The organism is Pseudomonas sp. LAMO17WK12:I5, from assembly GCF_900215165.1.
In the GTDB taxonomy this organism is placed as follows: Bacteria; Pseudomonadota; Gammaproteobacteria; order Pseudomonadales; family Pseudomonadaceae; genus Aquipseudomonas; species Aquipseudomonas putida_A.
In genome coordinates this window covers 166201-193189 of sequence record NZ_OBDS01000012.1, presented here as the reverse complement: position 1 = coordinate 193189, position 26989 = coordinate 166201, and the positions used below count along the sequence as shown (strand labels likewise).

The following is a 26989-nucleotide window of genomic DNA, read 5'->3' as shown; positions in this document are numbered from 1 at the left end:
CGGGTATGCTGTTGGCCTGCCGAGGAGATAGCAATGGCCTACGATTTTGACCTTTATGTGATTGGTGCCGGTTCCGGTGGTGTACGTGCAGCGCGTTTTGCCGCCGGTTTCGGCGCGAAAGTGGCGGTGGCCGAGAGCCGTTACCTGGGCGGCACCTGCGTCAACGTCGGCTGCGTGCCGAAGAAACTGCTGGTGTACGGCGCGCATTTCGCCGAAGACTTCGAACAGTCGTCCGGTTTCGGCTGGAGCCTGGGCGAAGCGAATTTCGACTGGGCGACCCTGATCGCCAACAAGGACCGCGAGATCAATCGCCTCAACGGCATTTATCGCAACCTGCTGGTCAACAGCGGCGTGACCCTGCACGAAGCCCACGCGAAGATCGTCAGCCCGCACGAGGTCGAGGTCAACGGTGAGCGCTTCACCGCGAAAAACATTCTGATTGCCACGGGTGGCTGGCCGCAGATTCCGGAAATCCCGGGGCACGAACACGCGATCAGTTCCAATCAGGCGTTTTTCCTCAAAGAGCTGCCGAAGCGGGTACTGGTGGTCGGTGGTGGTTACATCGCGGTCGAGTTCGCCGGGATTTTCCATGGCTTGGGCGCGAACACCACGTTGCTGTATCGCGGTGATCTGTTCCTGCGTGGTTTCGATGGCTCGGTGCGCAAGCATCTGCAGGAAGAGCTGACCAAGCGCGGTATGGATCTGCAATTCAACGCCGACATCGCGCGCATCGACAAACAGCCTGACGGCAGCCTGAAAGCGACCCTCAAGGATGGCCGCGTGCTGGAAGCCGATTGCGTGTTCTACGCCACGGGCCGGCGTCCGATGCTGGACAACCTTGGGCTGGAAAACACCGATGTGCAGCTCACCGACAAAGGTTTCATCAAGGTTGACGAGCAATACCAGACCAGCGAGCCGTCGATTCTGGCGCTGGGTGATGTGATCGGTCGGGTGCAACTGACGCCAGTGGCACTGGCCGAAGGCATGGCGGTGGCGCGGCGCTTGTTCAAGCCTGAGCAATACCGTCCGGTGGATTACAAGATGATCCCGACCGCCGTGTTCAGTCTGCCGAACATCGGTACTGTCGGCTTGACCGAAGAAGAGGCGCGGGAAGCGGGGCATGAAGTGGTTATTTACGAGAGCCGCTTCCGCCCGATGAAGCTGACGCTGACCGAGTGTCAGGAGAAAACCCTGATGAAATTGGTGGTCGACGGCAAGACCGACAAAGTCCTCGGTTGCCACATGGTCGGCCCGGACGCGGGGGAGATTGTCCAAGGCTTGGCGATCGCGCTGAAGGCTGGCGCGACCAAGCGTGACTTCGACGACACGATCGGGGTGCACCCGACGGCCGCCGAAGAGTTCGTCACCATGCGTACGCCGGTCGGCGCTTAAGCGTCCTTCGCTTTGGCTGTGTCTGGCGCTGCCGCAACGGTAGCCGCCAGACGCAAGCTGTCCTCGAGGCTGGCCTGAGTCTTGGTCAGTTCCTTTTCCAGTGACTGATTGAGCTGCCGCTGTTCGTCGGCATCCTGTTTCAGCGTCTGACTTTCCAGCAGGGCCACGCGCAGGCGTTCCTGGAGGAGGGTGCGTTCGTTGTCGACGCGAGTGGCTTGCTCCAGCAACTGATCCTGACGCTGGTTGCTGTGCTTGAGCTGATCCTGCATCAGGCTCAGCTCGCGCTGGGTGCCACGGTTTTCCGTGAGCAGGCGTTCGTTGTCGCGATGCAACTGAGTGATCTCGTCCTGACGCACCAGTGCACTTTGTTGCGCCTGGCGCAATTCCATCTGCAACTGCTGCAGCTGTCCTTCGTGACGGGCCTGCTCCTGCTCGCGCTGCTCTTTAGTGGCGTTGCGGTAGTGCTCCAGAGCATCACGGGCGTGCAGATGTTTCTCTTCCAGCGAGCGGATCTGCTCGTCCTTGTCCTGCAGGCGCAATTCGAAATCAGCCAGCGCCTGATTGAGTCCGGCGTTGCGGGTTTGCTCGGTCTGCAGCATCGAGCGGGTTTCTTTTAGCGCTTCGGATTCCTTGGCCAGCGCCGCGCCTTGAATGTCGTGCTGTTGTTCCAGTTGCTCAAGTGCCTGGCGCACCTGCTTGAGTTCCGCTTCCAGGGTTTCGCGCTGCTCTTCGAACTGCTCGCGCGCTAGTTCGATCGGCTCTTGCGCCTGTTCTTTCAGGCGCTGGGCGAGACGCGAGACCAGTGCGGTCAGTTCGTCATTGATCGGTTCCGCGGACGCTTCGACCGGTTGGCTGCCGTCATCCAGCTCTTTCAGATAGCGATGGATCGTGGTTTTCGAACCGGTGTTGCCCAGTTCGATGCGTACTGCATCGATGCTGGGGTGTTCGCCTCGGGCCAGAATCGCTGAGCGCGCGATCTGCACCACTGCTTTGTTAACGCCACCACGGGCCATTTTAACTCCTACCATTACGTACTGTGGTACATGCCACCAAAGTACGCAGTGTACCACGCTGAAAATAAAGTTAAATGCTTGATTAATCACAGGCGGGATATACTGGTATTACCCAATGTCAGATCCCTGAATCGGTTTTTTCATCCAGCAATCAGTACGCCTGCGAGAACACTGCCCATGAGCGAGATCGATCGCTACCTGCAAGCCGCCACCCGTGACAACACCCGCCGCAGTTATCGTTCTGCGATCGAGCATTTCGAAGTGAAGTGGGGCGGCTTCCTGCCAGCGACCGCCGACAGCGTGGCGCGGTATCTGGTCGAGCATGCCGGGGTGCTGTCGATCAACACACTGAAACTGCGGCTGTCAGCGCTGGCCCAGTGGCACAACAGTCAGGGTTTTGCCGATCCGACCAAGGCGCCGGTGGTGCGCAAAGTGTTCAAAGGCATTCGCGCACTGCATCCGGCGCAGGAAAAACAGGCCGAACCGTTGCAATTGCACGATCTGCAGCAAGTGGTCGACTGGCTGGAGCAGGAAGCCAGTAGCGCCAGGCAGAATCAGGATCGTCCGCAGTTGCTCAAGGCCTATCGCGATCGGGCGCTGATTCTGCTGGGCTTCTGGCGGGGCTTCCGCAGTGACGAGTTGTGCCGTCTGCAGATCGAGCACGTGCAGGCGCACGCCGGCAGCGGCATCACCCTCTACCTGCCGCGCAGCAAGGGCGACCGCGACAACCTCGGGCAGACGTATCAGGCGCCGGCGCTGCTCAAGCTGTGCCCGGTGCAGGCTTATATCGACTGGATCACCGAGGCAGCGCTGGTGCGCGGCCCGGTGTTTCGCGGCGTTGACCGCTGGGGCCATCTGAGCGAGGAGGGCTTGCACGCCAACAGCATCATTCCGCTGTTGCGTCAGGCGCTGGAACGCGCCGGCATCCCAGCCGAGCGCTACACCAGCCATTCCCTGCGCCGCGGCTTTGCCACGTGGGCGCATCAAAGCGGCTGGGATCTGAAATCGCTGATGAGTTACGTCGGCTGGAAGGATATGAAGTCAGCCATGCGCTATGTTGAAGCCAGCCCCTTTCACGGGATGGCCCGGATTACGGATAAACCGGCTTCGTCGTAGATATGGTTTTCTTCTATTAATACAGTCCGCTAATAGCGAAAACAAATCAGCAGCATCAGGTTTGCCAATGAGCCATCCGTCGAGTGAGTGGGTAGGATTCACCCATCGAATTCACAACCCTGACGGAGAGTCATCAATGCCTATCATCAACAGCCAAGTAAAACCGTTCAAAGCTACCGCATTCAAAAACGGCGACTTCGTACAAGTCTCGGACGCTGACCTGAAAGGCAAATGGTCCGTAGTGTTCTTCTACCCAGCCGACTTCACCTTCGTGTGCCCAACCGAGCTGGAAGACCTGGCCGACAACTACGCTGCGTTCCAGAAACTGGGCGTGGAAATCTACAGCGTTTCGACCGACACCCACTTTGCTCACGCTGCCTGGCACAACACCTCGCCAGCCATCGGCAAAATCGAATACACCATGATCGGCGACCCGACCCACGTCATCTCCCGCAACTTCGACGTGCTGATCGAAGAAGCTGGCCTGGCTGACCGTGGCACCTTCGTGATCAACCCTGAAGGCCAGATCAAAATCGTTGAACTGAACGATGGCGGCGTTGGCCGTGACGCTTCCGAGCTGCTGCGCAAGATCAAGGCTGCTCAGTACGTTGCTGCTCACCCAGGCGAAGTTTGCCCGGCCAAATGGAAAGAAGGCGAGGCCACTCTGGCTCCGTCCCTGGACCTGGTCGGCAAGATCTGAGTCTGTGAGACACGCAACACAGGGCGGGACTCCGCACCTACTTCAGTAAGCTGCACCGCCCATTGAAAAAGCCCGGGCGAGATTCGCTCGGGCTTTTTTTCGCCTCGAATAAAGACACAGGAGATCGCCCGTATGTTGGACGCCAATCTTAAAGCCCAGTTGAAATCGTACCTGGAACGGGTTACCCAGCCGATCGAGATCGTTGCTTCCCTCGACGACGGTGCGAAATCCCGGGAAATGCTTGACCTGCTGAAAGACGTTGCCAGTCTTTCGAGCCAAATTACTCTGATCGACAGCGGCACCGATGCCCGCAAGCCGTCGTTCTCGATCAATCGCCCGGGTGCCGACATCAGCCTGCGTTTCGCCGGCATCCCGATGGGCCATGAATTCACCTCGCTGGTGCTGGCCCTGTTGCAAGTCGGCGGCCACCCATCGAAAGCCAGTGCCGAAGTGATCGAACAGATCCGCTCGCTCAAGGGTGAGTTCAGTTTCGAAACCTACTTCTCGCTGTCGTGCCAGAACTGCCCGGACGTGGTCCAGGCGCTGAACCTGATGGCTGTGTTGAACCCGAACATCCGTCACGTCGCCATCGACGGCGCGTTGTTCCAGGACGAAGTCAACGATCGCAAGATCATGGCCGTGCCGAGCATCTACCTCAACGGTGAGAACTTCGGCCAGGGCCGTATGGGCCTGGAAGAAATCCTCGCCAAACTCGACACTGGCGCCATCGAGCGTCAGGCCGAGAAAATCAGCGCCAAACAAGCCTTTGATGTGCTCGTAGTTGGCGGTGGCCCGGCCGGTGCGTCGGCCGCTATCTATGCTGCCCGTAAAGGCATTCGCACCGGTGTTGCGGCTGAGCGCTTCGGCGGTCAGGTGCTGGACACCATGGCCATCGAGAACTTCATTTCCGTGCAGGAAACCGAAGGCCCGAAACTGGCCACGGCGCTGGAAGAACACGTCAAGCAGTACGACGTCGACATCATGAACCTGCAACGCGCCGACAAGCTGATTCCCGGCAAAAACGGCGAGCTGCACGAAGTCCGCTTCGCCAGTGGCGCGACCCTGAAAGCCAAGAGCGTGATCCTGGCGACTGGCGCACGCTGGCGTGAAATGAACGTGCCGGGTGAGCAGGAATACCGTAACAAGGGCGTGGCGTACTGCCCGCACTGCGACGGCCCGCTGTTCAAAGGCAAGCGCGTGGCGGTGATCGGCGGTGGTAACTCCGGCGTTGAAGCGGCCATCGACCTGGCCGGTATCGTTGCCCACGTGACGCTGCTGGAGTTCGACGTGCAACTGCGTGCCGACGCGGTGTTGCAACGCAAACTGCACAGCCTGCCAAACGTCACCGTGATCACCAGTGCGCAAACCACTGAAGTCACTGGCAACGGCGAGAAGGTCAACGGCCTGCGTTACAAGGATCGCAATACTGACGAACTGCGCAGCGTCGAGCTGGAAGGGATTTTCGTACAGATCGGTCTGCTGCCGAACACCGACTGGCTCAAAGGCACCCTCGAGCTGTCGCCGCGTGGTGAAATCATCGTCGACAACCGTGGCGAGACGTCGATCCCGGGGATCTTCGCGGCCGGCGACGTGACCACTGTGCCGTACAAGCAGATCGTGATTGCGGTGGGCGAGGGTGCCAAGGCTTCCCTCAGTGCGTTCGATCACTTGATCCGTACTTCGGCGCCGGCGTAAAACGGCAGTCGCTGAAACGAAAAAACCCATGAGCGATCATGGGTTTTTTTATGCCTGCCACAATCCAATTGTAGGAGTGAGCCTGCTCGCGATGGCGGCTGCACATTCAAAACATCATGGCCTGACACACCGCTATCGCGAGCAGGCTCACTCCTACAGGAGAAATTTGCAGTCAGTTACAGCGGCGCAGGCTGGATGATTTCAACCCAGTAGCCATCCGGGTCCTTGATGAACGCCAGGCTTTTCATACGGCCATCAGTCAGGCGCTTCTGGAAATCACAGCCCAGCTCTTCAAAACGTGCGCACGCGGCAACGATGTCTGGCACCGAGATGCAAATGTGGCCGAAACCGCGTGGGTCGGTGTTGCCATTGTGATAGGCGAAGTCGGCGTCGTTTTCGGTGCCGTGGTTGTGGGTCAGTTCCAGAATGCCGGGGATCGACTTCATCCATTCGGTGCGGGCGGCGGCGTCGGCCGGGATCTGCGCCTTGTCGACCAGCGCGAGGAAGTACAGGCTGAATTCGGCTTCCGGGAAATCACGCTTTTCAACCAGCGAGAAGCCCAGTACGCGGGTGTAGAAGTCCAGCGACTTGGTGATGTCCTTCACACGCAGCATGGTGTGGTTGAAGACGAAGTTGCGGGTTGCGCTGTCTGGAGTGGCGGTGACGCCGGGGAAAGTGTTCAGTTCGTGCAGGCTCATAGGCCCTCCGTAACAATGGGGCGAGTGAATGGGCGCAATGATACGCATGCGGGGCGGCATCGCCAAACCGAATGCGCGGCTTGCTCTGTGGGCGGCCGGGCCTCAGACTTTGCAGCTCAATCTGCGAGTGCCTCTGGTAATGATCCGACCGTTCAAAGCGCTGTTCGTTTGCCTTTTCTCATCGCTGCTTGCCGGTCCGGCGCTGGCGGATCAGCCCAGTATCACCTGGCCTGCAGGCTGGGAAGTAGAGGCGCTGCCTGATCAAGCCCCTCAGGTTTCGCGCCAGCGCGCGGTGAAAAACGATGCTGACGGCAATCAGGTGATGGTGATGGAGTTGACCATGAGCCAGGTTGAGGCAGGCCATCAGGTCAATGTGCAGGGTGTCCTGCTGGAAATGCGCAAATCTATTCAGAAAGACTTCTTCCAGGGTGGCTATCAAAGCGTTTGCAACAAGATACATCCGGCAAAACTCGCCGTTCTGGATGCACTGGAGACCACCTGCACGATCACCGAAAACGGCCGTCATGTGTTGTCGCAAACATTGGTTGCTGCGGTCGCGACGGATAAGGCTTATGTACTTTCTTACGCGGGTCAGGCTGAGGTTTATAAGGCGAGCGCCGAGGAAATAGTCGCAGTGAGAAACAGCTTGAAACTTTAAGCGTCTGTTTGCACCGCTACGGGTTTAGATACCCGAAGGAATTAAGCACAAAGTTTAGCGGTCGTTGCGGTTGCAACATCCCGGCGCAAAATGTTTAGCCTCACGGCTTGTGGGTGTTAAAGCAGATTGATAACTAGCGTGGCGGAAATCGTTGCTTTTGTTAGATATTGTCGAAAAAAAGCCCTGCATAGAGCAGGGCTTGTTTGTTGACGCAAGATTAACCGCGTAACCAGGAATCAACGGTGGCAGCACCGTACTGTTCTTTCCAGGCTTTCAGGCCGCGGTGATTGCCGCCCTTGGTTTCGATCAGTTCACCGGTGTGCGGGTTCTGATAGACCTTGACCACGCGAGCGCGGCGGGTTTTCGGTGCGGCAGACACTTGCAGGCCGGACTTGGACGGGTTCGGATCGAGGATGGCGATGATGTCTTTCAGGCCTTTGCCGTAGGTTTTCATCAGCCCCTGGAGCTTTTCTTCGAATTCGATTTCTTTCTTGAGCCCGGCATCGTTCTTCAGCGATTCCAACTGCTTGAGCTGTTCCTGAAGGGCCTTTTCAGCTGCACGAAATTCAGCGAGTCTGGACAATATCTTTACTCCAATAGTGTGTTTGGCTGATACCAACCGCAAACAAAGCTATAAGCCAAGAGCCTTGAAGCGACTCGGTGATAATGGCTCACCTGCCAATCTTGCACAGGCTGAAAAAATTGTAGTAGTTAATGCGCCAAGAGTAAATCCTGATCTTGTCGTCATGTAACAACAGTGGTGTTTTGTATCAATTTGGTGCGCCCGGTCGCAACGCCGGGCTTAATTTATTTTTAGTTAATGGTGACTTAATGCATCGATGAAGTCGGCGCCAGGCATGGGTTTTCCGAACAGATAGCCCTGCAGGAAGTTGACGTGGTGTGCGGTCAGATAGTCAGCCTGAGCCTGAGTTTCTACACCTTCGGCAACAATACCCAAATCGAGCTTGGCCGACAGTTCGATAATCGTGTCCAGAATATGCCGCGACAGCGCATCAATGCCGATCATCGCGACGAAACTCTGGTCGATCTTGAGAAAATCGACATTGAATGTTCGCAGGTAGCCCAGACTTGAATGGCCGGTACCGAAATCGTCGATGGCGATCATCACCCCCAGCGCGTGCAACTGCTCGAACAATAGGTGCGTGACATCGGTTGGCTCAATCAGCTCGCGCTCGGTCAGCTCCAGCACCAGGTTGATACTGCCGGGGGCAAAAGCAGCGAGAAACCCGCGACAGTCTTCGACCAGTTGCAGATCCTGGCAATGGCTGGCGGTGATGTTGATGCCGATGTGGAACGGTTTGTCGAACTCCGCCGACAACGGGCCGAGCAGGGCGGCTGTCTGCTGCATCAGCGAACGAGTCATGGGCACGATCAGGCCTGAATGTTCGGCAAACGGAATGAACAGATCCGGACGCACCAGACCCTCCTTGGGGTGATTCCAGCGCATCAGCACTTCAGCGCCGGACCACTTCCGGCTGTCGCCATGCACCACCGGCTGGAAGTAGGGAATGAATTCGCCAGCCTCCAGCGCGCGCAGCATCTCATGGCTGGGCGAAGTGGCGCGCCGTTGCAGGACGTGGGCGATAGCGCCCGCGATCACCCCGAAAAATATCAGCAGACTGAACAGCGGCGGGTATTCGCCGGCCATGTAGCGCCACGTTTGCCCCTGCGGAAAGCCTGCACTGACACTGAAGGCATAGCGCGAAGACGCGAGCATACTCTGCGCCACCGGTAACGGCGGCAGGGCGCCTTGATGCACCTTGCCATCGACGGACAGCCAGTTATCGCCGACCTGCAACAACAGCAGCGTCTGCCGGCCGATCAGGCGCAGGATGTTGCTCAGGTGATAACCATCGAGGGTGGTCAGCGCGCCACCGCGACCTTCGCTGAGGCGATACACCAACAGCGCGGTGTTGGGCGTGACGGGGTTGCCATTCATCAACCACAGTTTGCCCTGCGTATAGTCGCCCGGATTCACGGCCTCCTTGAACTCCCCGAACAGCGAGCTGCAATAGAGGTTGTTGTCCCACACCAGATTGGTCGAGCGCACAAAAGGTCGACGGGTCACCTGCTCACGCAAGGCCAGTTTCACGCTATCGCAGGGCTGGCCGGCCAATGGCAACAATTCACTGGCGGCCTGGGCGGTGTTGTCGAGCATCAGTTCAAACTGGCGCAACGCCTCCTCGGCAGTATTTTGTGTGCTCTGTTGCAAGGCGCGTCCGGCTTGCAGATACAGAATCCCGCCGCCTAGCAGGACGGGCAAAACACCACAAAGCAGGCTCACAAAAATGCGTACGCTGCGTTTGCGGCGGGGTCTGACGGTCAAGGGCATTGGCGCATCCTGTCGCGATGGGGTGGAACTCTCGAATGCAGGCCTGGCAACGGCGCACCGGTGAAAAACAGCGAAGTCAGAAGGGATGATAGATGGCCGTTGGCGCTTGTGCCGCTCACGGCTGGTTGATCTGCGTGGCGAGTTCGATAAATGCCCGCGTGGCGGGCGAAGCCTGACGCTGATCGAGGACTGCGAGGCCGATCAGGCGTTGTACCGCCGGCAACAGCGGTTTCTTCAGGTAACGCGGCGCTGGATCGTCCGGCAATGAGCCCTCGGCGACAACGGTGATGGCATCGCCCCGGCTGACGACGTCCAGCGTACTGAGCAATTGCGAGCAACGATAGCGAATGTTCGGTTGCAGGCGCGCAGCAGTGAACAGACGTGAAACCAGTTCCGATGACCCGGCCTCGGTCAGCACAAAGGGGTCGACACACAAATCCTGAAGGCTCAGCGCCGCACGTGCGGCCAATGGGTGATCGAGCGGGAGCAGGGCAACCATCTGGTCTTCGACCAGAGCAAAAGTGTCGAAGCGTTCCTCGGGCAACACCACAAAACCGACGTCGATTCGCCGCTCTTCCAGCCACTGCAGCACCTGCCGATCCGGCCCCTCATCAATGTGCACTTCGATACCCGGATGCACTTCGCGATAGCGCTGCAGAATCTTCGGCAGCAACTTGATTGATGACGTCGGGCCGAACGAGCCTATGCGCAACGTGCCGGTTTTCATGCCCCGTGCATCGGCCGCTTCCTGGCGCAACGTGTTGGCCAGACCGAGCATGGCCCGTGCGCGTTGGAGCAACTGCTCGCCGATATCGGTGAGTTCCACCTGCGACTGGTGCCGCCGCAACAACTCCACGCCCAACTCCTGCTCGAGTGATTTCATCGCGTGGGATATCGCCGACTGCGAAATCCCCAGACGATGGGCAGCGAGGGTAAATCCGCGCAGTTCGGCGACCAGCGAGAAGATCTCCAATTGTGTGAGGGTCATGAGTGTTTGCTCATTTTACGATGAGAGGGCATGAGGGAAATGATACGCCATCCTTCAACTTCTTTCGTTTGGAACGTCATGCGCAACCTTGAGCAAACCCACATAACGGCCTCCGACCGGCCGGTTTACCTGACGCTGGCAGCGGTGACCATGATTTGGGGCGGGACCTTTGTCGCCGGGCGTTTTCTGGCGGGCAGCCTCAGCCCGCTGTTCGCCGCCAGCCTGCGCTTCCTGCTCGCCAGCGTGGCGTTGCTGGGGTTTCTGTGGATAGCGCGTATCCCGTTGGCGCGACCGACGTCCCGGCAATGGCTGCAACTGACTTTGCTGGGGTTCTTCGGGATTTTCTTCTACAACCTGTGCTTCTTTTATGGCCTGCAGTACATCAACGCTTCACGGGCTTCATTGATTGTCGCGTTGAATCCAGCCGTGATCGGTCTGGCCTCGTGGCTGTTGTTCAAGGAGCGCCTGGGTCGGGTGAAAGTCGCCGGTATCGCGATTTGCATCGCCGGCGCCAGTCTGGTGATCGTCAGCCGCAATCCTCAATTGCTCGCCGCGAAACCCGATGCATGGATCGGTGATCTGTTGATTTTTGGCTGCGTGTTGAGCTGGGGCGTTTACTCGCTGTTTTCCCGGGGGCTGAACCAATCCATTGGCCCGCTGCAGACCGTGACGTTTTCCGTGTTGATCGGCACCGGGATGCTGTGGGCGCTGGCAACGCTGCGTGGCGAGGTCAGCGGGGCGGCCTTGATCAACCTCGGCACGCCACAGTGGCTGAGCCTGATTTACCTTGGCGTACTCGGCTCGGCGCTGGCCTACATCGGTTACTACGACGGCATCCGCAAAATTGGCGCGACCCGATCCGGCGTGTTCATTGCCCTGAATCCGCTGACCGCGGTGGTGCTCGGCGCGCTGCTGCTCGGCGAGCAACTGACGTTGAGCATGTGCCTGGGCGGCGGGTTGGTGCTGGTGGGGATTTTCCTGTGCAACAAACCCCTTGCACCGATGCGAAAAAGGCGGATTTTATAGAGAGGGCAGACAACCCTATTTACGCTGTGTAGAATCGGGTTACGCATACAATAATAAACGTCTTCTGGCAGCAGAAGCCTCGCCCGCAAGAGCCTTGGGTCGACAATGAAGATATTCGGGTTTCAACTGATCTACGGTGACTTCCTCGCCCGCAGTGTGCGAGGCATCTCCTGCGCACCTCCCGCCGGTCTCAGCATTACTGACAAATAACTCTGGTTAATTGATAAGAATGATGAGGCGTCACCATGACCGATTTATACGAAAACCCAATGGGCCTGATGGGCTTTGAATTCATCGAGTTCGCATCGCCGACTCCTGGCACCCTGGAGCCGATCTTCGAGATCATGGGCTTCACCAAAGTCGCGACCCACCGCTCCAAGAACGTGCACCTGTACCGTCAGGGCGCGATCAACCTGATCCTCAACAACGAACCACACAGCGTCGCCTCGTACTTCGCGGCCGAGCATGGCCCGTCGGTGTGCGGCATGGCGTTCCGCGTCAAGGATTCGCAAAAGGCGTACAACCGTGCCCTGGAACTCGGCGCTCAGCCGATCCACATCGAAACCGGTCCGATGGAACTGAACCTGCCGGCGATCAAAGGCATCGGCGGTGCGCCGCTGTACCTGATCGACCGTTTCGGCGAAGGCAGCTCGATTTATGACATCGACTTCGTGTTCATCGAAGGTGTTGACCGCAACCCGGTCGGTGCCGGCCTGAAAATCATCGACCACCTGACCCACAACGTGTACCGCGGCCGCATGGCCTACTGGGCCAACTTCTACGAGAAGCTGTTCAACTTCCGCGAGATCCGCTACTTCGACATCAAGGGCGAATACACCGGCCTGACCTCGAAAGCGATGACCGCACCGGACGGCATGATCCGCATCCCGCTGAACGAAGAGTCGTCCAAGGGCGCCGGGCAGATCGAAGAGTTCCTGATGCAGTTCAACGGCGAGGGCATCCAGCACGTGGCGTTCCTCACCGACGACCTGATCAAGACCTGGGATCAGTTGAAGAAGATCGGCATGCGCTTCATGACCGCGCCGCCGGACACCTACTACGAAATGCTCGAAGGCCGTCTGCCGAATCACGGCGAGCCGGTTGATCAACTGCAATCGCGCGGCATCCTGCTCGACGGCTCGTCGAACCCGGACGACAAGCGCCTGTTGCTGCAGATTTTTTCGGAAACCCTGATGGGCCCGGTGTTCTTCGAATTCATCCAGCGTAAAGGCGATGATGGTTTCGGCGAGGGCAACTTCAAGGCCTTGTTCGAATCGATCGAGCGTGATCAGGTGCGTCGTGGTGTGCTCGCAACCGAGTAATCCTCCACCAGAATGAAAAAATCCCGGCTTGCAGTCATGCACAGCCGGGATTTTTTTTGCATTAGCAAAACTGTGGGAGCGGGCTTGCTCGCGAATTCGGTCTTTCGTTCAAGGTCTTTGTTGACTGAACTGACGCTTTCGCGAGCAAGCACCCTCCCACGGTAGTTTTGTGTTGCTTTTAAGACCTGCGTTGTCGCATCAGGTGTTTGAAGCCTTCGAAGATCAGCACCACAACGGCGAGCCAGATCGGAATGTAGGTCAGCCACTCGCCGGCCTTGATGCTTTCACCGAGCAACAGCGCCACGCCGAGCAGCAACACCGGCTCGACGTAACTGAGCAAACCAAACAGGCTGAACGGCAGCAAGCGGCTGGCAATGATGTACACCACCAGCGCCGAAGCACTGATCAGACCGAGCAGCGGAATCAGCCAGAGCAAGCCCGGATACTGATCGAACACGGTGAAACCTTGCTCACCACCGCGCACGAACCAGTACGCCACCGGCAGCATCAAGGTCATGTCGACCCACAGACCGCCGAGGTTGTCGGTCTTCAGGCGTTTGCGCAGGACGAAATACAGCGGGTAACCGACCACGACCACCAGGGTCGCCCAGGAAAATCCGCCGACCCGATACAGCTCGTTCGCCACGCCGAGAACGGCAAAGAACACTGCGATTTTCTGCAGGTACGACAAGCTGTCGCCGTACACAATGCGCCCGGTCAGTACCATCGCCAGCGGCAACAGGAAATAACCCAGCGACACATCGAGGCTGTAGCCGTTGAGCGGCGCCCACATGAACAGCCACAACTGCACGCCGAGCAAACCCGACGAAACAATCAGACCGCCAATCAGCTTTGGATAGCCCGCCACCTTGCGCAGCAACTCCAGCACCCGCCGCCATTCACCCGACACCAGCATGAACACGGTCATGCACGGCACGGTGAGCAGCATCCGCCAGCCAAAGATTTCCACGCCGCTCAACGGAGTGAGCAGCGAGGTGTAGTAATACATGACGGCAAACAGCACCGAAGCTGAAACCGATAGAGCGATACCTTTAGACAAACTGTCCTCGCGGATGGGTGATCAAACAGGGCGCGCAGGATACGTGGTTTTTGTGCTGAATATTGGCCGAGTGATCAATATTTCCCACATCCTGAAGATAAGCACAAAACCTGTGGGAGCGAGCCTGCTCGCGAAAGCGGTGTGCCAGACAACGCAGATGTTGAATGTGCCGGCCTCTTCGCGAGCAGGCTCGCTCCCACAATGGATTTGTGTTGCCCTCGTAATCTGCTGACGCCGCTGATGCCCGGCTTGTGAGGCTTTCAGGCCTGACGCGGTTTACGGCCCGACACAAAATGACTCACATCGTTGAACCCCGGCGTCGACGCATGCCCCGGCGTCACCAGTGAGTCGATAAACGCTTCATCCTCCGCCGTGATCTTCACCGCCTGCGCCTTGGTGTACGCGTCCCACTGCTGTTCGGTACGCGGCCCGACAATCGCCGAGGTCACCGCACTGTTGTTCAGCACCCAGGCAATCGCGAACTCGACAATCCCGACCCCACGGCCTTGGGTGTACTGCTGAATCTGCTGGGCGATGCGCAGCGATTCCACGCGCCATTCGGTTTCCAGAATGCGCTTGTCCTGACGCCCGGCGCGGCTGTTGGCGTCGGGAGTGACGTCGGGTGCGTACTTGCCGCTGAGCACGCCGCGGGCCAGCGGGCTGTAAGGCACCACGCCGAGGCCATAGGTTTGCGCGGCGCTGATCTGCTCGGTCTCGGCCTGGCGGTTGACGATGTTGTACAGCGGCTGGCTGATCACCGGGCGGTCGATACCGAGCTTGTCAGCGATGCGAATCACCTCGGCGATACGCCAGCCGCGATAGTTCGACAGGCCCCAGTAGCGAATTTTGCCTTGGCGAATCAGGTCGCCAATTGCCGATACGCTGACTTCCAGCGGCGTGTTGTGGTCTTCGCGGTGCAGGTAATAGATGTCGAGATAGTCGGTGCCGAGGCGCGTCAGGCTGGCCTCCAGACCATTGAAGATGTGCTTGCGGCTCAAGCCGCTGCGGTTCGGCAGGCCGTCCACCGGGCCGAAACCGACCTTGGTCGCCAGCACCCATTCATGCCTATGGCGGGCAATCGCCTCGCCGACGATTTCTTCCGAGCGGCCGTTGGTATAGACGTCGGCGGTGTCGATGAAATTGATGCCCTGATCCCAGGCCTTGTCGATGATGCGCAGCGAGTCTTCAGCGCTGGTCTGCTCGCCAAACATCATCGTGCCTAGGGTGAGGGTGGACACCTGCAACCCCGAGTGCCCCAGTGTGCGATAGCTCATGCCGAAATCCTTTTATCGGGTGGGAAAACTCCAATCAAATACCAGAAGCGTCCGACGCAGCAAAGTGAATTATCGGCTCAGTGCTGCGCAACGTGCCTGCAAAAACGCCTGCAACACGCGAACGCGCTCGGACACCTGTACCCGGTGCGGGCAGAGCAGATTGAACGGCACGCTCTCACCTTGCCAGTCATCGAACAGCGTCAACAGGCGTCCACCGCGGACGTCTTCGGCGACGTCCAGCCAGGCCTTGTAGGCGATGCCATGCCCGGCCAGGGCCCAGCGCCGTGCGACTTCGCCGTCATCGCTGAAGTAGTCGCCGTGGACTTCCACTTCCAGCATTTCGTCCTCGCGACTGAAACGCCAGGTGTTGTAAGGCCGACCATTGCGCAGATAGAGCAGGGCGCTGTGTTCGTGCAATTCGCCGGGATGTTGCGGGGTGCCATGGCGGGCCAGATAGTCCGGACTGGCGCAGGCAACGCGGCGATGCGCCGGCAGAATCGGTATCGCCACCAATGTCGAATCACTGGGCACGCCGAAGCGCAGCGCAACATCCACGGTTTCGCGGAACAGGTCGGCGTGCCGATCGTTGAGCAGCAATTGCAGTTGAATATTCGGGTGTTCGCGCTTGAAGTCGTCCAGCCACGGCAACAACACGTTGCGCCCGAAGTCCGACGGCGCCGCCAGTTGCAGCACACCGCTGAGGCCTTCGCCGTGTTGCCTGAGCGCTTGTTCACCTTCGGCCAGTGCGCCGAGGGCAATGCGTACGCTGTCGAGATAACGCCGACCTTCTTCGGTCAGGCGCATGCTGCGCGTAGAGCGCGCGAGCAGGCGGATTCCGAGGCGGGTTTCCAGCCTCTTCAGTGCAATGCTGGCAGCGGCCGGCGTCAGTTCCAGCGCGCGGGCAGCGGCGGAGATACTGCCGGAGTCGGCTACGCGGACGAAGATCTCCAGATCGAGAATCGAGCTCATTGGTAAAAATCCTTTAAAAAACTGTGCGTTTTTGCGGGATTTTTCCGTGATTGGCAAGAACTGACGCGGCAATCAATGAGCAAAAAAAGATCGCAGCCTGCGGCAGCTCCTACACGGAAATACGTGTTTCCCTGTAGGAGCTGCCGCAGGCTGCGATCTTTTGATCTGCAAGCGTAATTACGCGCGCAGCGTCCGCGTCATGCGCAATGCCAGCAAACTCCCGCCAACAATCACACCCGCCAGCAGATACAACGCCGCATCGGTCGAACCGGTGCTGTCCTTGACCCAACCCACCAGGTACGGGCTGAGGAAACCGGCCATCTGCCCCATCGAGTTGATCAACGCCAGACCACCGGCCGCAGCGCCCGCGCTCAACAGCGCAGTCGGCACTGGCCAGAACATCGGCAGGCCGGTCAGCGCGCCCATGGTGGCAATGGTCAGGCCGAGAATGGCGATGGCCGGGTTGGCGGCGAAGTTCACCGCGATCAGCAGACCGAGCGCGCCCATCAGCATCGGTACGACCAAGTGCCAGCGACGCTCTTTGCGCAAGTCCGCCGAACGCCCCACCAGCAGCATGAACACCGCCGCCAGCAGATAGGGGATCGCACTCAGCCAGCCGATCACCAGGTTGTCGCTGAAACCGAGGTTCTTGATGATCGACGGCAGCCAGAAGTTGATCGCGTACACGCCGCTCTGGATGCAGAAGTAGATCAGGCCGAAAGCCCAGATCGCCGGGTTCTTGAACACCGCGAGCAGCGAGTCCGAGGTGGTTTTCGGTTTGTTCGCCAGGTCTTCGGCCTGATCCGCCTCAAGCACCGCGCGCTCGTGCGGGCTCAGCCACTTGGCATTGGCGAAGCTGTCGCTGAGCAGGAAATAGGCGAGGGCGCCGAGGATTACGGTCGGGATGCCTTGCAGCAGGAACATCCACTGCCAGCCGGCCAGTCCGCCTTGCCCGGCGGCGAAGTGATTGAGGATCCAGCCGGAGAACGGGCTGCCAAGCAGGCCCGAGACCGGAATTGCCGACATGAACAGCGCCATGATCCGTCCACGGCGGAACGTCGGGAACCACTGCGAGAGGTACAGCACCACACCCGGGAAGAACCCGGCTTCGGCGGCCCCGGTGAACAGGCGCAGGGTGTAGAACTGGGTCGGGGTGGTGACGAACAACAGACAGGTCGACAGCGTGCCCCAGGTGATCATCATCAGCGCGATCCAGCGGCGCGGGCCGAATCGGGTCAGCGCCAGGTTGCTCGGCACGCCGCACAGCACGTAGCCGATGAAGAAGATCCCGGCACCGAGGCCGTATACGGTTTCACTGAACTTCAATGCGTCGAGCATCTGCAGTTTGGCGAAGCCAACGTTGACCCGATCGAGGTAGTTGAACAGGTAGCAGATGAAGATGAAGGGGATCAAACGCAGGGTGATGCGTTTGTAGACGGCGTTTTTACCGTCGTCGATGGTCTGGGTAGCTGCGGCGCTCTGCGACATAGCGGCTCTCTCTTTATTATGATTTTTTGCGATGCACAGGTTAACGTTGATCGCCCCGAGAGTCTCGGCCACCTGTGGCCGGATTGTCTTTGTGCCTGAGCACAGGGTTTGCCGCCAGACCCTGTGCGGGTGAACAACCGTCCGCCGCCGCTGCTTAAGGATTTTGCCGATCATGTTCGAACTCGATCACGACCTCGCTCAGGATATCGTCGACCGGGCCATGGCCATTTTGCCCTATAACGTCAATGTCATGGACAGCCAGGGCCTGATCCTTGGCAGTGGCGAGCCGGAGCGTATCAACACCCGTCACGAAGGCGCGCAACTGGTGCTGGCCAACGGGCGGGTGGTGGAGATCGACGCGCAAACCGCGGTGCATTTGAAGGGCGTGCAGCCGGGGATCAACCTGCCGCTGCTGCTCGATCAACGCCTGATCGGCGTGCTTGGCATTACCGGCGAACCGGAGCAACTGCGCACCTACGCCGAACTGGTGCGCATGACCGCGGAAATGCTCGTCGGCCAGCGCAATCAACAGGCCGAGCAGCAATGGCGGCGTCAGCGTTGCGACGACCTGCTGGCGTTGCTGTTGAGCGAAGCCGGGGATTCGCCGCGACTGGTCGATGAGGCGCAGCAACTGGGGCTCAAGCCGCAATTGACTCGGGTGCCGTATCTGTTCGAACTGGGTCTGGAGCATGGGCCGGGGCAGACCGTCGAGGCGCTGAGCGCGTGGTTGACCTCGCGCTATCCGGACAGCTGGTGCGTCAGTTCGGCTAAGTCGTCGCTGCTGTGGTGCCGACCCGCAAGTCAAACGGTTGAGCATGATCGCCTGCTGGAAAAGTTCGATGGCCTCGGCTGGAACATTCTGCGCATCGCTGTGGGTGGGCAGGCGGATGGGCTGGCCGGGTTACGCCGCTGTTATCGGCGGGTTGGCGATCTGCTGGCTTATGGCCGGGAAGTGCTGCCGCAATTGCGACTGCTGACGCTCAATCGCTATCGCTTGCCGGTGATGCTCTGGCGCCATCGCAACGATGATGCGCTGGATGAGTTGCTCAAACCGTTGCGCAAGGTCATCGCCAAGGACGGCAACGGCCAGTTGCTCGCAACCCTGCGCAGCTGGTGTGAACACGACGGGCAGAGTCAGGCCTGCGCCGATGCGCTGGGCATCCATCGCAACAGTCTGCGTTATCGGATGGAGCGGATTGCTGAGTTGAGCGGGGTTGATCCGCTGAAACTCGACGGGATGCTGGCGCTATATCTCGGGGTGCAATTGCTGCCGCAGATTGATCCGGGCTGATCGGATGTTTTCACCGACGCCTTCGCGAGCAAGCCCGCTCCCACATTTGAAATGCATTCCCCTGTGGGAGCGAGCCTGCTCGCGAAAGCGTCGGTACATTCGACACAGGCTTTTGTAGAAATGAACAATAAACGCCCACCGCGCTTGTGCAGCGGACCGGCGTCAATGCGCAGGCCGACTGGCAGCATGAGGTGCATTGGAACTGGAGAATTCGCATGAAGATCGTCATCGCCCCCGATTCGTTCAAGGACAGCCTGAGTGCCCAAGGCGTTGCCGAAGCCATTGCGCTGGGGCTGGCGCAGGTCTGGCCGCACGCAACACTGGTCAAATGCCCGATGGCCGACGGCGGCGAGGGCACGGTGGAATCGATTCTTGCCGCTTGCGAGGGCGAACTGCGCCGCACCCGAGTACGCGGGCCGCTGGGTGCGCCGGTCGACGCCGCGTGGGGCTGGTTGCCACACAATCACACCGCGATCATCGAAATGGCCGAGGCCAGTGGTTTGCAATTAGTGCCTACGGGGCAACGCGATGCCTGCATCACCAGCACCTTCGGCACCGGCGAACTGATTCGCGCCGCGCTGGATGCCGGCGCGCAACGGGTGATTCTGGCGATTGGCGGCAGCGCCACCAACGACGGCGGCGCCGGCGCGATGCAGGCGCTCGGGGTGAAATTGCTCGATGCGCAGGGTCAGCCATTGGTGCCGGGCGGCTTGGCACTGACGCAACTGGCGCGGCTGGATTTGAGTGAGCTTGATCCGCGTCTGGCCCACGTGCGCTTCGACATCGCCGCCGACGTCAACAATCCGCTGTGCGGCCCGCACGGCGCCTCGGCGATTTTCGGCCCGCAAAAGGGCGCGTCGCCGGCACAAGTGCAGCAACTGGATCAGGCGCTGGGGCATTTCGCCGAGCTCTGCGCGCAAGCGTTGGGCAAGGACGTTCGCGATGAGCCGGGCAGTGGTGCGGCGGGGGGATTGGGTTTTGCGGCCAAGGCGTTTCTTGGCGCGCAATTTCAGGCCGGCGTGGAAGTGGTGGCCGAGTTGGTGGGGCTGGCCGAAGCGGTCAACGGCGCCGATCTGGTGATCACGGGAGAAGGGCGGTTCGACGCGCAAACCCTGCGCGGCAAGACCCCGTTCGGCGTGGCGCGGATTGCCAAACAGCACGGCGTGCCGGTGATCGTCATCGCCGGCACCTTGGGTGAGGGTTATCAGGAACTCTACGGGCACGGCATCGACGCCGCATTCGCCGTCACCAGCGGCCCGATGACCTTGGAGCAAGCCTGCGCCGAAGCTCCACGCTTGTTGCGCGAACGGGCGACTGACATTGCCCGCGTCTCGCAGATGGCTAAACTCAATAACTGACTGCGTGAAGATGTTGAGGAGAGGGGATAAATCCCCTCTCCACAGGGGGTTGGTGTCAGGGTGTTTCAGTGGTGAAACACCTTGAAAAATATTTTCGCTTTTACACGAAATCTTCCTAAAGCCCCGCCGATACAGAGATCAGGCGCACACAGATTCCCTCGAACAGTGACGCCACACTGAACCCGTCCCAAGGTCCAGTGATGACGGCAAGGACGCTCGCAGTTACCTCTATCCGAGAGTCCAACCATGTCCTTGCGTAACCTGAATATCGCGCCCCGTGCCTTCCTCGGTTTTGCCTTTATCGCCTTGCTGGTGATTGTCCTTGGTGTGTTCGCCGTCAACCGCATGTCGACCATCCGCCAGGCTTCCATCGACATGGATACCAACCAACTGCCCAGCGTCACCTACCTTGGCGTGGTCACGGAAAACGTTCTGCGCCTGCGGATTCTGTCGTTCCGGATTCTGGTCAACCGCGACCCGGCAGGTCTGCAAGAAGCGCAAACGCGCATCGGCGTGCTGGTGGACAAGGTGCGCAGTGCTCAGGCCAGTTACGCCGCGTTGCCGGCAGAGAGCGAAGAGCGTGCGTTGTATCAGACGTTCGCGACCACGCTCGACAACTACCTGCAAGCGCAAAACCAGATGATGGAGCTGTCGCGTCAGGACAAGGTCGACGAGATGCGCACCTTGATCAACACGCGGATCAAGGACGGCACCGACCAGATGGGCGAGCAGCTCAACAAGCTGATCGCAATCAACGCGGCGGGGGCGAAAGTCGCCTCCAATCAGGCCGGTGAACATTACGACAGCGCCATTACCGGCATCATCGTTGTTGCCGTGGTCGCCGCGCTCGCCACGGTACTGCTGGCCCTGTTGCTGACTCGCAGCATCGTCACCCCATTGAACCGTGCGGTACAGGCTGCGCAAACCATCGCCGGCGGCAACTTGACCCAGTCCATCGAAGTCGATGGCAAGGACGAAGCCACCCAACTGCTGCAAGCCCTGTCCACGATGCAGATCAACCTGCGCAAAACCATCGAACAGATCGCCGGTTCCGCGACTCAGTTGGGCGCGGCTGCCGAAGAGCTGAGCGCGGTCACCGAAGAGGCTTCCCGTGGCCTGCAACAGCAGAACAACGAGATCGAACAAGCCGCCACCGCCGTCAACGAAATGACCGCCGCTGTGGAAGAAGTCGCACGCAACGCGGTCTCGACCTCCGAAGCCTCGAACCAGTCGACCCAGGCCGCTCGCGAAGGTCGCGATCAAGTGGTGAAAACCGTCGACGCGATCCAGACCATGACCCATGACGTGCAGAGCACTGCGCAAATGATCGAAGGCCTCGCCGCGCAGGGGCGCGACATCGGCAAGGTGCTGGATGTGATCCGCGCCATCGCCGAACAGACCAACCTGCTGGCCCTCAACGCGGCGATCGAAGCAGCGCGTGCCGGTGAGGCCGGACGCGGTTTTGCGGTGGTAGCGGACGAAGTACGCGCCTTGGCCCATCGCACTGCGCAATCGACTCAGGAAATCGAAAAAATGGTCGCTGGCATCCAGAACGGTACCGGCGAAGCGGTGTCGTCGATGCAGCAAAGCAACCAGCGCACCCAGACCACTCTGGAAATGGCCCGCGCTGCGGGTGTGGCGCTGGAGCAAATCACCCAGTCGATCCACCAGATCAACGAGCGCAACCTGGTGATCGCCAGCGCCTCGGAAGAACAGGCGCAGGTCTCCCGTGAAGTTGATCGCAACCTGGTCAACATCCGTGATCTGGCCACGCAGTCCGCCGCCGGCGCGAATCAAACCAGCGCCGCGACCCATGAACTGTCGCGTCTGGCGGTGGATTTGAATGCGATGGTGGCGCGCTTTGTGATTTGAGAAATACGCAGTTGCCTGAAGTGGGCCGAACCAGATGAGTGTTCGGCCCACCTCGAAGAGTCAGCGCTTCAAGACAGGTCCACGTTGACTTGCTTAAACGAAGATAGTTGCCCAAGGTTTCCTGCACGATCGCGCAGCCTGTAAAACGCGAACATGGTGCCGGAGCCTATCCCACGGATAGTCGCGCCACTCAGTTTGATAACGGTAGATGAAGTTGCGTCACGCACCGTTTCAATGATGACCGGCTTCGACGCAAGTGAGCCAAAGTGAAATTCGATACTGTCGCAGGCTAGCTGCTGCATATAGATGCCAATGGTTACCAGAACTTCATCATTGTGGGTGGCGAGATACTGCTGTGTGATCCCCTCACTGTCGATTTCTGGTGGAAATTGCGGAGGCTCTCCCGGATTGCCGAAGTTGGGAGCCGTTAGATCAACCGTAATCGGCGTGCTCCTTGCCGGCGCTGTATTCCCGCCAATATTGACGATATATGAAACCTCGTGCTCGCCTTCCTGTGCCAGGTAGGTCTCAGGGATATGGGCCGCAAATGGGAAAAGCGCCGGGTCGATGGGTGTCGTAAAAGGATAGTCCGCCACCGGTTTCTCATTTAACAACAGCGTCAACAGTACTTGCACTGGCACTGGTTCAGGAGGTGAACACTGCCAGTCTGGAATCAACACCTTTAGTGGCGATACCAATGCACTCAATGGCAACAGGTTAACCTGACTGCCAGGGAAATTGGGCAGCGCATCGGGGATTTCCGGTGCGTCCAATAAGAGGATTTTTTCATTCAGATTCGTCATCGTTTCAACGCTCCGTCGTTTCGATTAGAGGGGGCCGCAGTTGTTTCCTCATGTTGATTAAGCGAGCGTTTGTGAAGTGGGTCTACTGTCAACTCTGACAGGTAGTCAGTCGACCGCTAATCGACCACAGTACGAAGTTCTTCTTTAAATTCATCCAAAGGACAAAGCGGCTGGCGCGGTTTGTGATTTGACCTAGGGTGAAGGCTGGAAACCGCGCAATCAGGAGACGTACATGCGCTATTCAGCCTTGACCCAACGCATCGCCGGGGAGGGAGCCGCTGCCTGGCAGATTCATGACCGAGCGCTGGAGTTGCGCGCCGAGGGGGTCGATATCCTGCTGCTGAGTGTAGGGGATCCGGATTTCGACACGCCGTTGCCGATCATCCACGGCGCCATCGACAGTCTGCTGGCCGGCGATACGCATTATTCCGAAGTGCGTGGCCGCTTGGCGCTACGCAAATTGATCGCCGCCCGCCACCAGCGGCGCAGCGGCCAGATGGTGGATGCCGAGCACGTGATCGTGCTGCCCGGCGCGCAATGCGCGGTGTATTCGGTGGCCCAATGTCTGTTGGATCCGGGTGACGAAGTGATCGTCGCCGAGCCGATGTACGTGACCTACGAGGGTGTGTTCGGCGCGTGCGGCGCGACGGTGGTGCCGGTGCCGGTCAGGCCGGAAAATGGCTTTCGCGTTGACCCCGCCGATGTCGCTGCGCGGATCACGCCGAAGACCCGCGCGATGTTGCTCAACAGTCCCAACAATCCTTCCGGCGCGAGCCTGTCGCTGCTGATCTGGCAAGAGTTGGCGGCGCTGTGCGTGCGCCACGATTTGTGGCTGATCAGTGATGAGGTCTACAGCGATCTGCTCTACGAGGGCGAACACATCAGCCCGGCGAGCCTGCCGGGCATGGCCGAACGCACGGCAACCATCAACAGCCTGTCGAAATCCCATGCCATGACCGGTTGGCGCATTGGCTGGTCGATCGGGCCGAAGGTGCTGGCCGAGCATCTGGTGAACCTGTCGTTGAGCATGCTTTTCGGCCTGCCGGATTTTGTGCAGAAAGCAGCGGAGGTCGCGTTGGCAAGCGATCTGCCGGAGGTGACGCAGATGCGCGAGGAATATCGGTTGCGCCGCGATCTGGTGTGCGAGCGCTTGCGTGGTTGCCCGGGGTTGCAACCGATCCGGCCTGATGGCGGGATGTTCGTGATGGTCGATGTGCGCCAGACCGGGTTTGGCGCGCAGGGGTTTGCCGAGCGCTTGCTGGAAGGTTATGGGGTCTCTGTGCTGGCTGGCGAAGCGTTCGGGCCGAGTGCGGCGGGGCATATTCGTATCGGGCTGGTGCTGGATCGGGTGCAGCTGGCAGATGCCTGTGCGCGGATTGCGTTGTGTGCGGTGCAGCTGTTGCAGGCGCGTAGTGCCTGACAGTGTTGTGTTGCCTGAACTGGCCTCTTCGCGAGCAAGCCCGCTCCCACAGTGGATGGGTGTGTACATAATGTTATCTGTACACACCGAACCCTGTGGGAGCGGGCTTGCTCGCGAATGCAATCCGCCATTCAGCGCATTTTTCAGCCCTGCCAAGCCGCCGGATTCACTAGATTCACCGGCTTCTCCCCAGCCAAAGCCGCCAGCAGATTGTCCACCGCACACCTGGCCATCGCCTCCCGCGTCTCATGCGTCGCCGAACCCATGTGCGGCGTTGCCACCACATTATTCAGCTGCAACAACGGCGAGTCATGATTCAGCGGTTCACGCTCGAACACATCCAGCCCCGCCGCGCGAATCCGTTGATGGCGCAGCGCGTCGATCATTGCCGCTTCATCCACCACTTTGCCGCGCGAGATATTGATGAAGATGCTCTCGGGGCGCATCAGCGCAAACTGCTCGGCGCCAATCAGGCCTTCGGTCTGCGCAGTCAGCGGCAGGGTCAGGCAGATGAAATCGGCCTCTTGCAGCAGCGCTTCCAGGCTGCGGTACTGCGCCGCAAAACGTTCCTCAACCGCCGGTTTGCGCGACTGGCTGTGATAAAGCACCGGCATGCCAAAACCGAAATGCCCGCGCTGCGCGAGCGCTTCGCCGATGCGGCCCATGCCGATGATGCCCAGGGTCTTGCCGTGTACATCGGTGCCGAAATGCGCCGGGCCGATGTTGCGATGCCACTGGCCGCTGCGCACCATGTTCGCCAGCTCGACCACGCGCCGGGCGGTGGCGAGGATCAGGGCGAAACCGGTGTCGGCGGTGGTTTCGGTGAGCACGTCCGGGGTGTTGCTGAGGAGGATCTTGCGCTGAGTCAGGTAGTCGATGTCATAGTTGTCGACACCCACCGAGACGCTGGCAATCGCCTCAAGTTGTGGCGCCAGATCGAGCAGCGCGGCGTCGAGTTTCAGGCTGGCGCCGAGCAAACCGTGGGCGCCGGGCAGGGCGTCGCGCAGTTTCATCAAGCCGTCAGCGTCGAGGCTTTCGATCAGCGTCACTTCACACTGTTGCTGCAGACGCGACATCAGCGCCGGCGAGAGTTTCTTGTACAGCACGACTTGCTTTTTCATGAGCAAAAATCTCTTCAGGAATGCGCCGGCACGGGACGCGTGATTACGGCTTTGGCCACGACGCGATCACTGGCGCCAGGCTTGAGAAAAATCGTCAGCACCACCGACAGCAGCAACGCGCCGCTCATCAGCAAGTACGAAGCACCGGGCGAACCGGTGGAGCTGTTCAGATAGCCGACCAGATACGAGCCGCCGAACGAGCCCAGCGCGCCCATGCTGTTGATCAGCGCCATCGCGCCGCCGGCAACGTTGGCCGGAAGGATCTCCGGAACGATGGCGAAGAACGGCCCGTAAGGCGCGTACATGCAGGCGCCGGCGATCACCAGCAGCGTGTACGACCACCAGAAATGTTCCGCGCCCAGGGCGTAGGAGCCGTAGAACGCAATGGAGGCGATCAGCAGTGGCGGCCAGACGAAGCGTTTGCGCTTCTGCAGTTTGTCCGAGCCCCACGACACCGCGAGCATGCCGATCACCGCCGCCAGATACGGCAGCGCCGACAGCCAGCCGGCCTCGATCATGTCCATTTGTGCGCCGGCCTTGAGGATCGACGGCAACCACAGCACAAAGCCGTAGACGCCGATGCTCCAGCAGAAAAACTGCAGCGCCAGAATGATCACCTTCGGCGAGCGGAATGCTTCGGCGTAGTTCTTCACCGCTTTGATCCCGACCTGTTCGGCGGCGAGAGCGCTTTCCAGGTCGTGCTTTTCCTGTTCGCTCAGCCACTTGGCCTGAGCAGGACGATCATCGGCCAGTTTCCACCAGATAAACGCCCAGAGCACCGCCGGCAAACCTTCGATGATGAACATCCAGCGCCAGCTGAAGTGCTGCACCAGATAGCCCGAAACCACCGACATCCACAGCATCGTTACCGGGTTGCCGAGGATCAGAAAGGTGTTGGCCCGCGAGCGTTCGGCGCGAGTGAACCAGTGGCACAGGTAGACCAGCATCGCTGGCATCACGGCCGCTTCGACCACGCCGAGCATGAAGCGAATCACGATCAGCCAGTAGGCGTTGGACACGACGCCAGTCAGGGTGGCGAGGCCGCCCCAGAAAATCAGGCTGAAGAAGATCAGCTTTTTCACGCTGTGCTTTTGCGCGTAGATCGCACCCGGCACCTGGAAGAAAAAGTAGCCGAGGAAGAACAGCGCACCGAGCAATGAAGACAGGCCCGGGGTGATCATCAGGTCGGCGGCCATACCGGACGCGGCGGCGAAGCCGTAGTTGGCGCGATCCAGATACGCCAGGCTGTAGGTGATGAACACGATGGGCATGATGTACCACCAGCGGCGGGCGGCGAGGGTTGCGGTTTTCATGGTGTTGCTCCTGAGCTTGTTGTTTTTGTCGCAGCAGGTTCAATTAATGGGTTGTCTGA

The 26989-nt window shown here is 59.6% G+C and carries 23 protein-coding genes; 11 read left to right on the top strand and 12 right to left on the bottom strand.

The genetic code is table 11. The annotated features are described in order from the left end of the window. Window positions 1-33 precede the first annotated feature (33 nt). Window positions 34-1392: a glutathione-disulfide reductase gene (gene gorA / locus CRO59_RS22025; RefSeq protein ID WP_097089651.1), complete on the top strand. Its 1359-nt coding sequence runs from the start codon at window positions 34-36 to the stop codon at window positions 1390-1392. Here gorA and CRO59_RS22020 read toward each other — a convergent pair. Then, a complete protein-coding gene (locus CRO59_RS22020; RefSeq protein ID WP_027612008.1) occupies window positions 1389-2405 on the bottom strand; it encodes a DNA-binding protein in 1017 nt (338 codons plus the stop codon). The two genes, gorA and CRO59_RS22020, sit on opposite strands and share 4 nt — an antisense overlap. A gap of 177 nt (window positions 2406-2582) precedes the next feature. Here CRO59_RS22020 and CRO59_RS22015 point away from each other — a divergent pair, with 177 nt between their 5' ends. From CRO59_RS22015 to ahpF, 3 genes are all read left to right on the top strand, one after another. Beyond that, window positions 2583-3521: a site-specific integrase gene (locus tag CRO59_RS22015; RefSeq protein ID WP_007963337.1), complete on the top strand. Its 939-nt coding sequence runs from the start codon at window positions 2583-2585 to the stop codon at window positions 3519-3521. 136 nt (window positions 3522-3657) lie between these two features. Next, a complete protein-coding gene (gene ahpC, locus CRO59_RS22010; protein WP_003224621.1) occupies window positions 3658-4221 on the top strand; it encodes an alkyl hydroperoxide reductase subunit C in 564 nt (187 codons plus the stop codon). Between the two features lie 132 nt (window positions 4222-4353). Next, the gene (ahpF, locus tag CRO59_RS22005) at window positions 4354-5916 is read left to right on the top strand and encodes an alkyl hydroperoxide reductase subunit F (protein WP_097089653.1); all 1563 of its coding nucleotides are present in this window, start codon (window positions 4354-4356) and stop codon (window positions 5914-5916) included. Window positions 5917-6092: 176 nt separating this feature from the next. Here ahpF and gloA read toward each other — a convergent pair whose 3' ends face one another. Continuing rightward, the gene (gloA, locus tag CRO59_RS22000) at window positions 6093-6614 is read right to left on the bottom strand and encodes a lactoylglutathione lyase (protein WP_007963339.1); all 522 of its coding nucleotides are present in this window, start codon (window positions 6612-6614) and stop codon (window positions 6093-6095) included. Between the two features lie 139 nt (window positions 6615-6753). On the opposite strand from gloA, the gene CRO59_RS21995 reads away from it, so the two are divergent. Next, window positions 6754-7272, top strand: coding sequence for a DUF4946 domain-containing protein (locus CRO59_RS21995; protein ID WP_097089854.1), 519 nt, complete (start codon window positions 6754-6756; stop codon window positions 7270-7272). A 217-nt stretch (window positions 7273-7489) separates the two neighbouring features. On the opposite strand, the gene CRO59_RS21990 is transcribed toward CRO59_RS21995, so the two are convergent. The 3 genes from CRO59_RS21990 to CRO59_RS21980 all read right to left on the bottom strand — a co-directional run bounded on the left by CRO59_RS21990 (window position 7490) and on the right by CRO59_RS21980 (window position 10613). Then, window positions 7490-7855 carry a histone-like nucleoid-structuring protein, MvaT/MvaU family gene (locus CRO59_RS21990; protein ID WP_003224630.1) on the bottom strand — a complete coding sequence of 122 codons (366 nt, stop codon included), beginning with the start codon at window positions 7853-7855 and terminating at the stop codon, window positions 7490-7492. 234 nt (window positions 7856-8089) lie between these two features. Further along, window positions 8090-9625 carry an EAL domain-containing protein gene (locus tag CRO59_RS21985; protein ID WP_097089655.1) on the bottom strand — a complete coding sequence of 512 codons (1536 nt, stop codon included), beginning with the start codon at window positions 9623-9625 and terminating at the stop codon, window positions 8090-8092. 115 nt (window positions 9626-9740) lie between these two features. Beyond that, window positions 9741-10613, bottom strand: coding sequence for a LysR family transcriptional regulator (locus CRO59_RS21980; protein ID WP_097089656.1), 873 nt, complete (start codon window positions 10611-10613; stop codon window positions 9741-9743). Between the two features lie 78 nt (window positions 10614-10691). Here CRO59_RS21980 and CRO59_RS21975 point away from each other — a divergent pair, with 78 nt between their 5' ends. Continuing rightward, entirely contained in the window at window positions 10692-11639 is a 948-nt protein-coding gene (locus CRO59_RS21975; protein ID WP_097089658.1) for a DMT family transporter, read from the top strand. 245 nt (window positions 11640-11884) lie between these two features. Further along, entirely contained in the window at window positions 11885-12961 is a 1077-nt protein-coding gene (gene hppD / locus CRO59_RS21970; protein WP_097089660.1) for a 4-hydroxyphenylpyruvate dioxygenase, read from the top strand. 178 nt (window positions 12962-13139) lie between these two features. Here hppD and rarD read toward each other — a convergent pair whose 3' ends face one another. From rarD to CRO59_RS21950, 4 genes are all read right to left on the bottom strand, one after another. After that, window positions 13140-14021, bottom strand: a complete 882-nt coding sequence (gene rarD, locus CRO59_RS21965) for an EamA family transporter RarD (RefSeq protein ID WP_097089662.1) — start codon at window positions 14019-14021, stop codon at window positions 13140-13142. 260 nt (window positions 14022-14281) lie between these two features. Next, window positions 14282-15295 (bottom strand): aldo/keto reductase, encoded by a 1014-nt coding sequence (locus CRO59_RS21960; RefSeq protein WP_097089663.1) that lies wholly within the window; start codon window positions 15293-15295, stop codon window positions 14282-14284. Window positions 15296-15364: 69 nt separating this feature from the next. Beyond that, window positions 15365-16264 (bottom strand): LysR family transcriptional regulator, encoded by a 900-nt coding sequence (locus CRO59_RS21955; RefSeq protein ID WP_097089665.1) that lies wholly within the window; start codon window positions 16262-16264, stop codon window positions 15365-15367. A 177-nt stretch (window positions 16265-16441) separates the two neighbouring features. Then, window positions 16442-17752, bottom strand: a complete 1311-nt coding sequence (locus tag CRO59_RS21950; protein ID WP_027611996.1) for an MFS transporter — start codon at window positions 17750-17752, stop codon at window positions 16442-16444. Window positions 17753-17924: 172 nt separating this feature from the next. On the opposite strand from CRO59_RS21950, the gene CRO59_RS21945 reads away from it, so the two are divergent. The 3 genes from CRO59_RS21945 (at window position 17925) to CRO59_RS21935 (ending at window position 22273) form a co-directional block, all read left to right on the top strand. Continuing rightward, on the top strand, window positions 17925-19043 hold the full coding sequence (locus tag CRO59_RS21945) for a sugar diacid recognition domain-containing protein (RefSeq protein WP_097089667.1): 1119 nt from the start codon (window positions 17925-17927) through the stop codon (window positions 19041-19043). Window positions 19044-19258: 215 nt separating this feature from the next. Then, window positions 19259-20401, top strand: a complete 1143-nt coding sequence (locus tag CRO59_RS21940) for a glycerate kinase (protein WP_097089668.1) — start codon at window positions 19259-19261, stop codon at window positions 20399-20401. A 246-nt stretch (window positions 20402-20647) separates the two neighbouring features. Beyond that, window positions 20648-22273: a methyl-accepting chemotaxis protein gene (locus CRO59_RS21935; RefSeq protein WP_097089670.1), complete on the top strand. Its 1626-nt coding sequence runs from the start codon at window positions 20648-20650 to the stop codon at window positions 22271-22273. A 68-nt stretch (window positions 22274-22341) separates the two neighbouring features. On the opposite strand, the gene CRO59_RS21930 is transcribed toward CRO59_RS21935, so the two are convergent. After that, window positions 22342-23076 carry a hypothetical protein gene (locus CRO59_RS21930; protein ID WP_097089672.1) on the bottom strand — a complete coding sequence of 245 codons (735 nt, stop codon included), beginning with the start codon at window positions 23074-23076 and terminating at the stop codon, window positions 22342-22344. Window positions 23077-23308: 232 nt separating this feature from the next. On the opposite strand from CRO59_RS21930, the gene CRO59_RS21925 reads away from it, so the two are divergent. Next, on the top strand, window positions 23309-24496 hold the full coding sequence (locus tag CRO59_RS21925; RefSeq protein WP_097089673.1) for a pyridoxal phosphate-dependent aminotransferase: 1188 nt from the start codon (window positions 23309-23311) through the stop codon (window positions 24494-24496). Between the two features lie 143 nt (window positions 24497-24639). On the opposite strand, the gene CRO59_RS21920 is transcribed toward CRO59_RS21925, so the two are convergent. Further along, the gene (locus tag CRO59_RS21920) at window positions 24640-25617 is read right to left on the bottom strand and encodes a D-glycerate dehydrogenase (protein WP_097089675.1); all 978 of its coding nucleotides are present in this window, start codon (window positions 25615-25617) and stop codon (window positions 24640-24642) included. Window positions 25618-25631: 14 nt separating this feature from the next. After that, window positions 25632-26930: an MFS transporter gene (locus CRO59_RS21915; RefSeq protein ID WP_097089677.1), complete on the bottom strand. Its 1299-nt coding sequence runs from the start codon at window positions 26928-26930 to the stop codon at window positions 25632-25634. Between the last annotated feature and the right edge of the window lie 59 nt (window positions 26931-26989).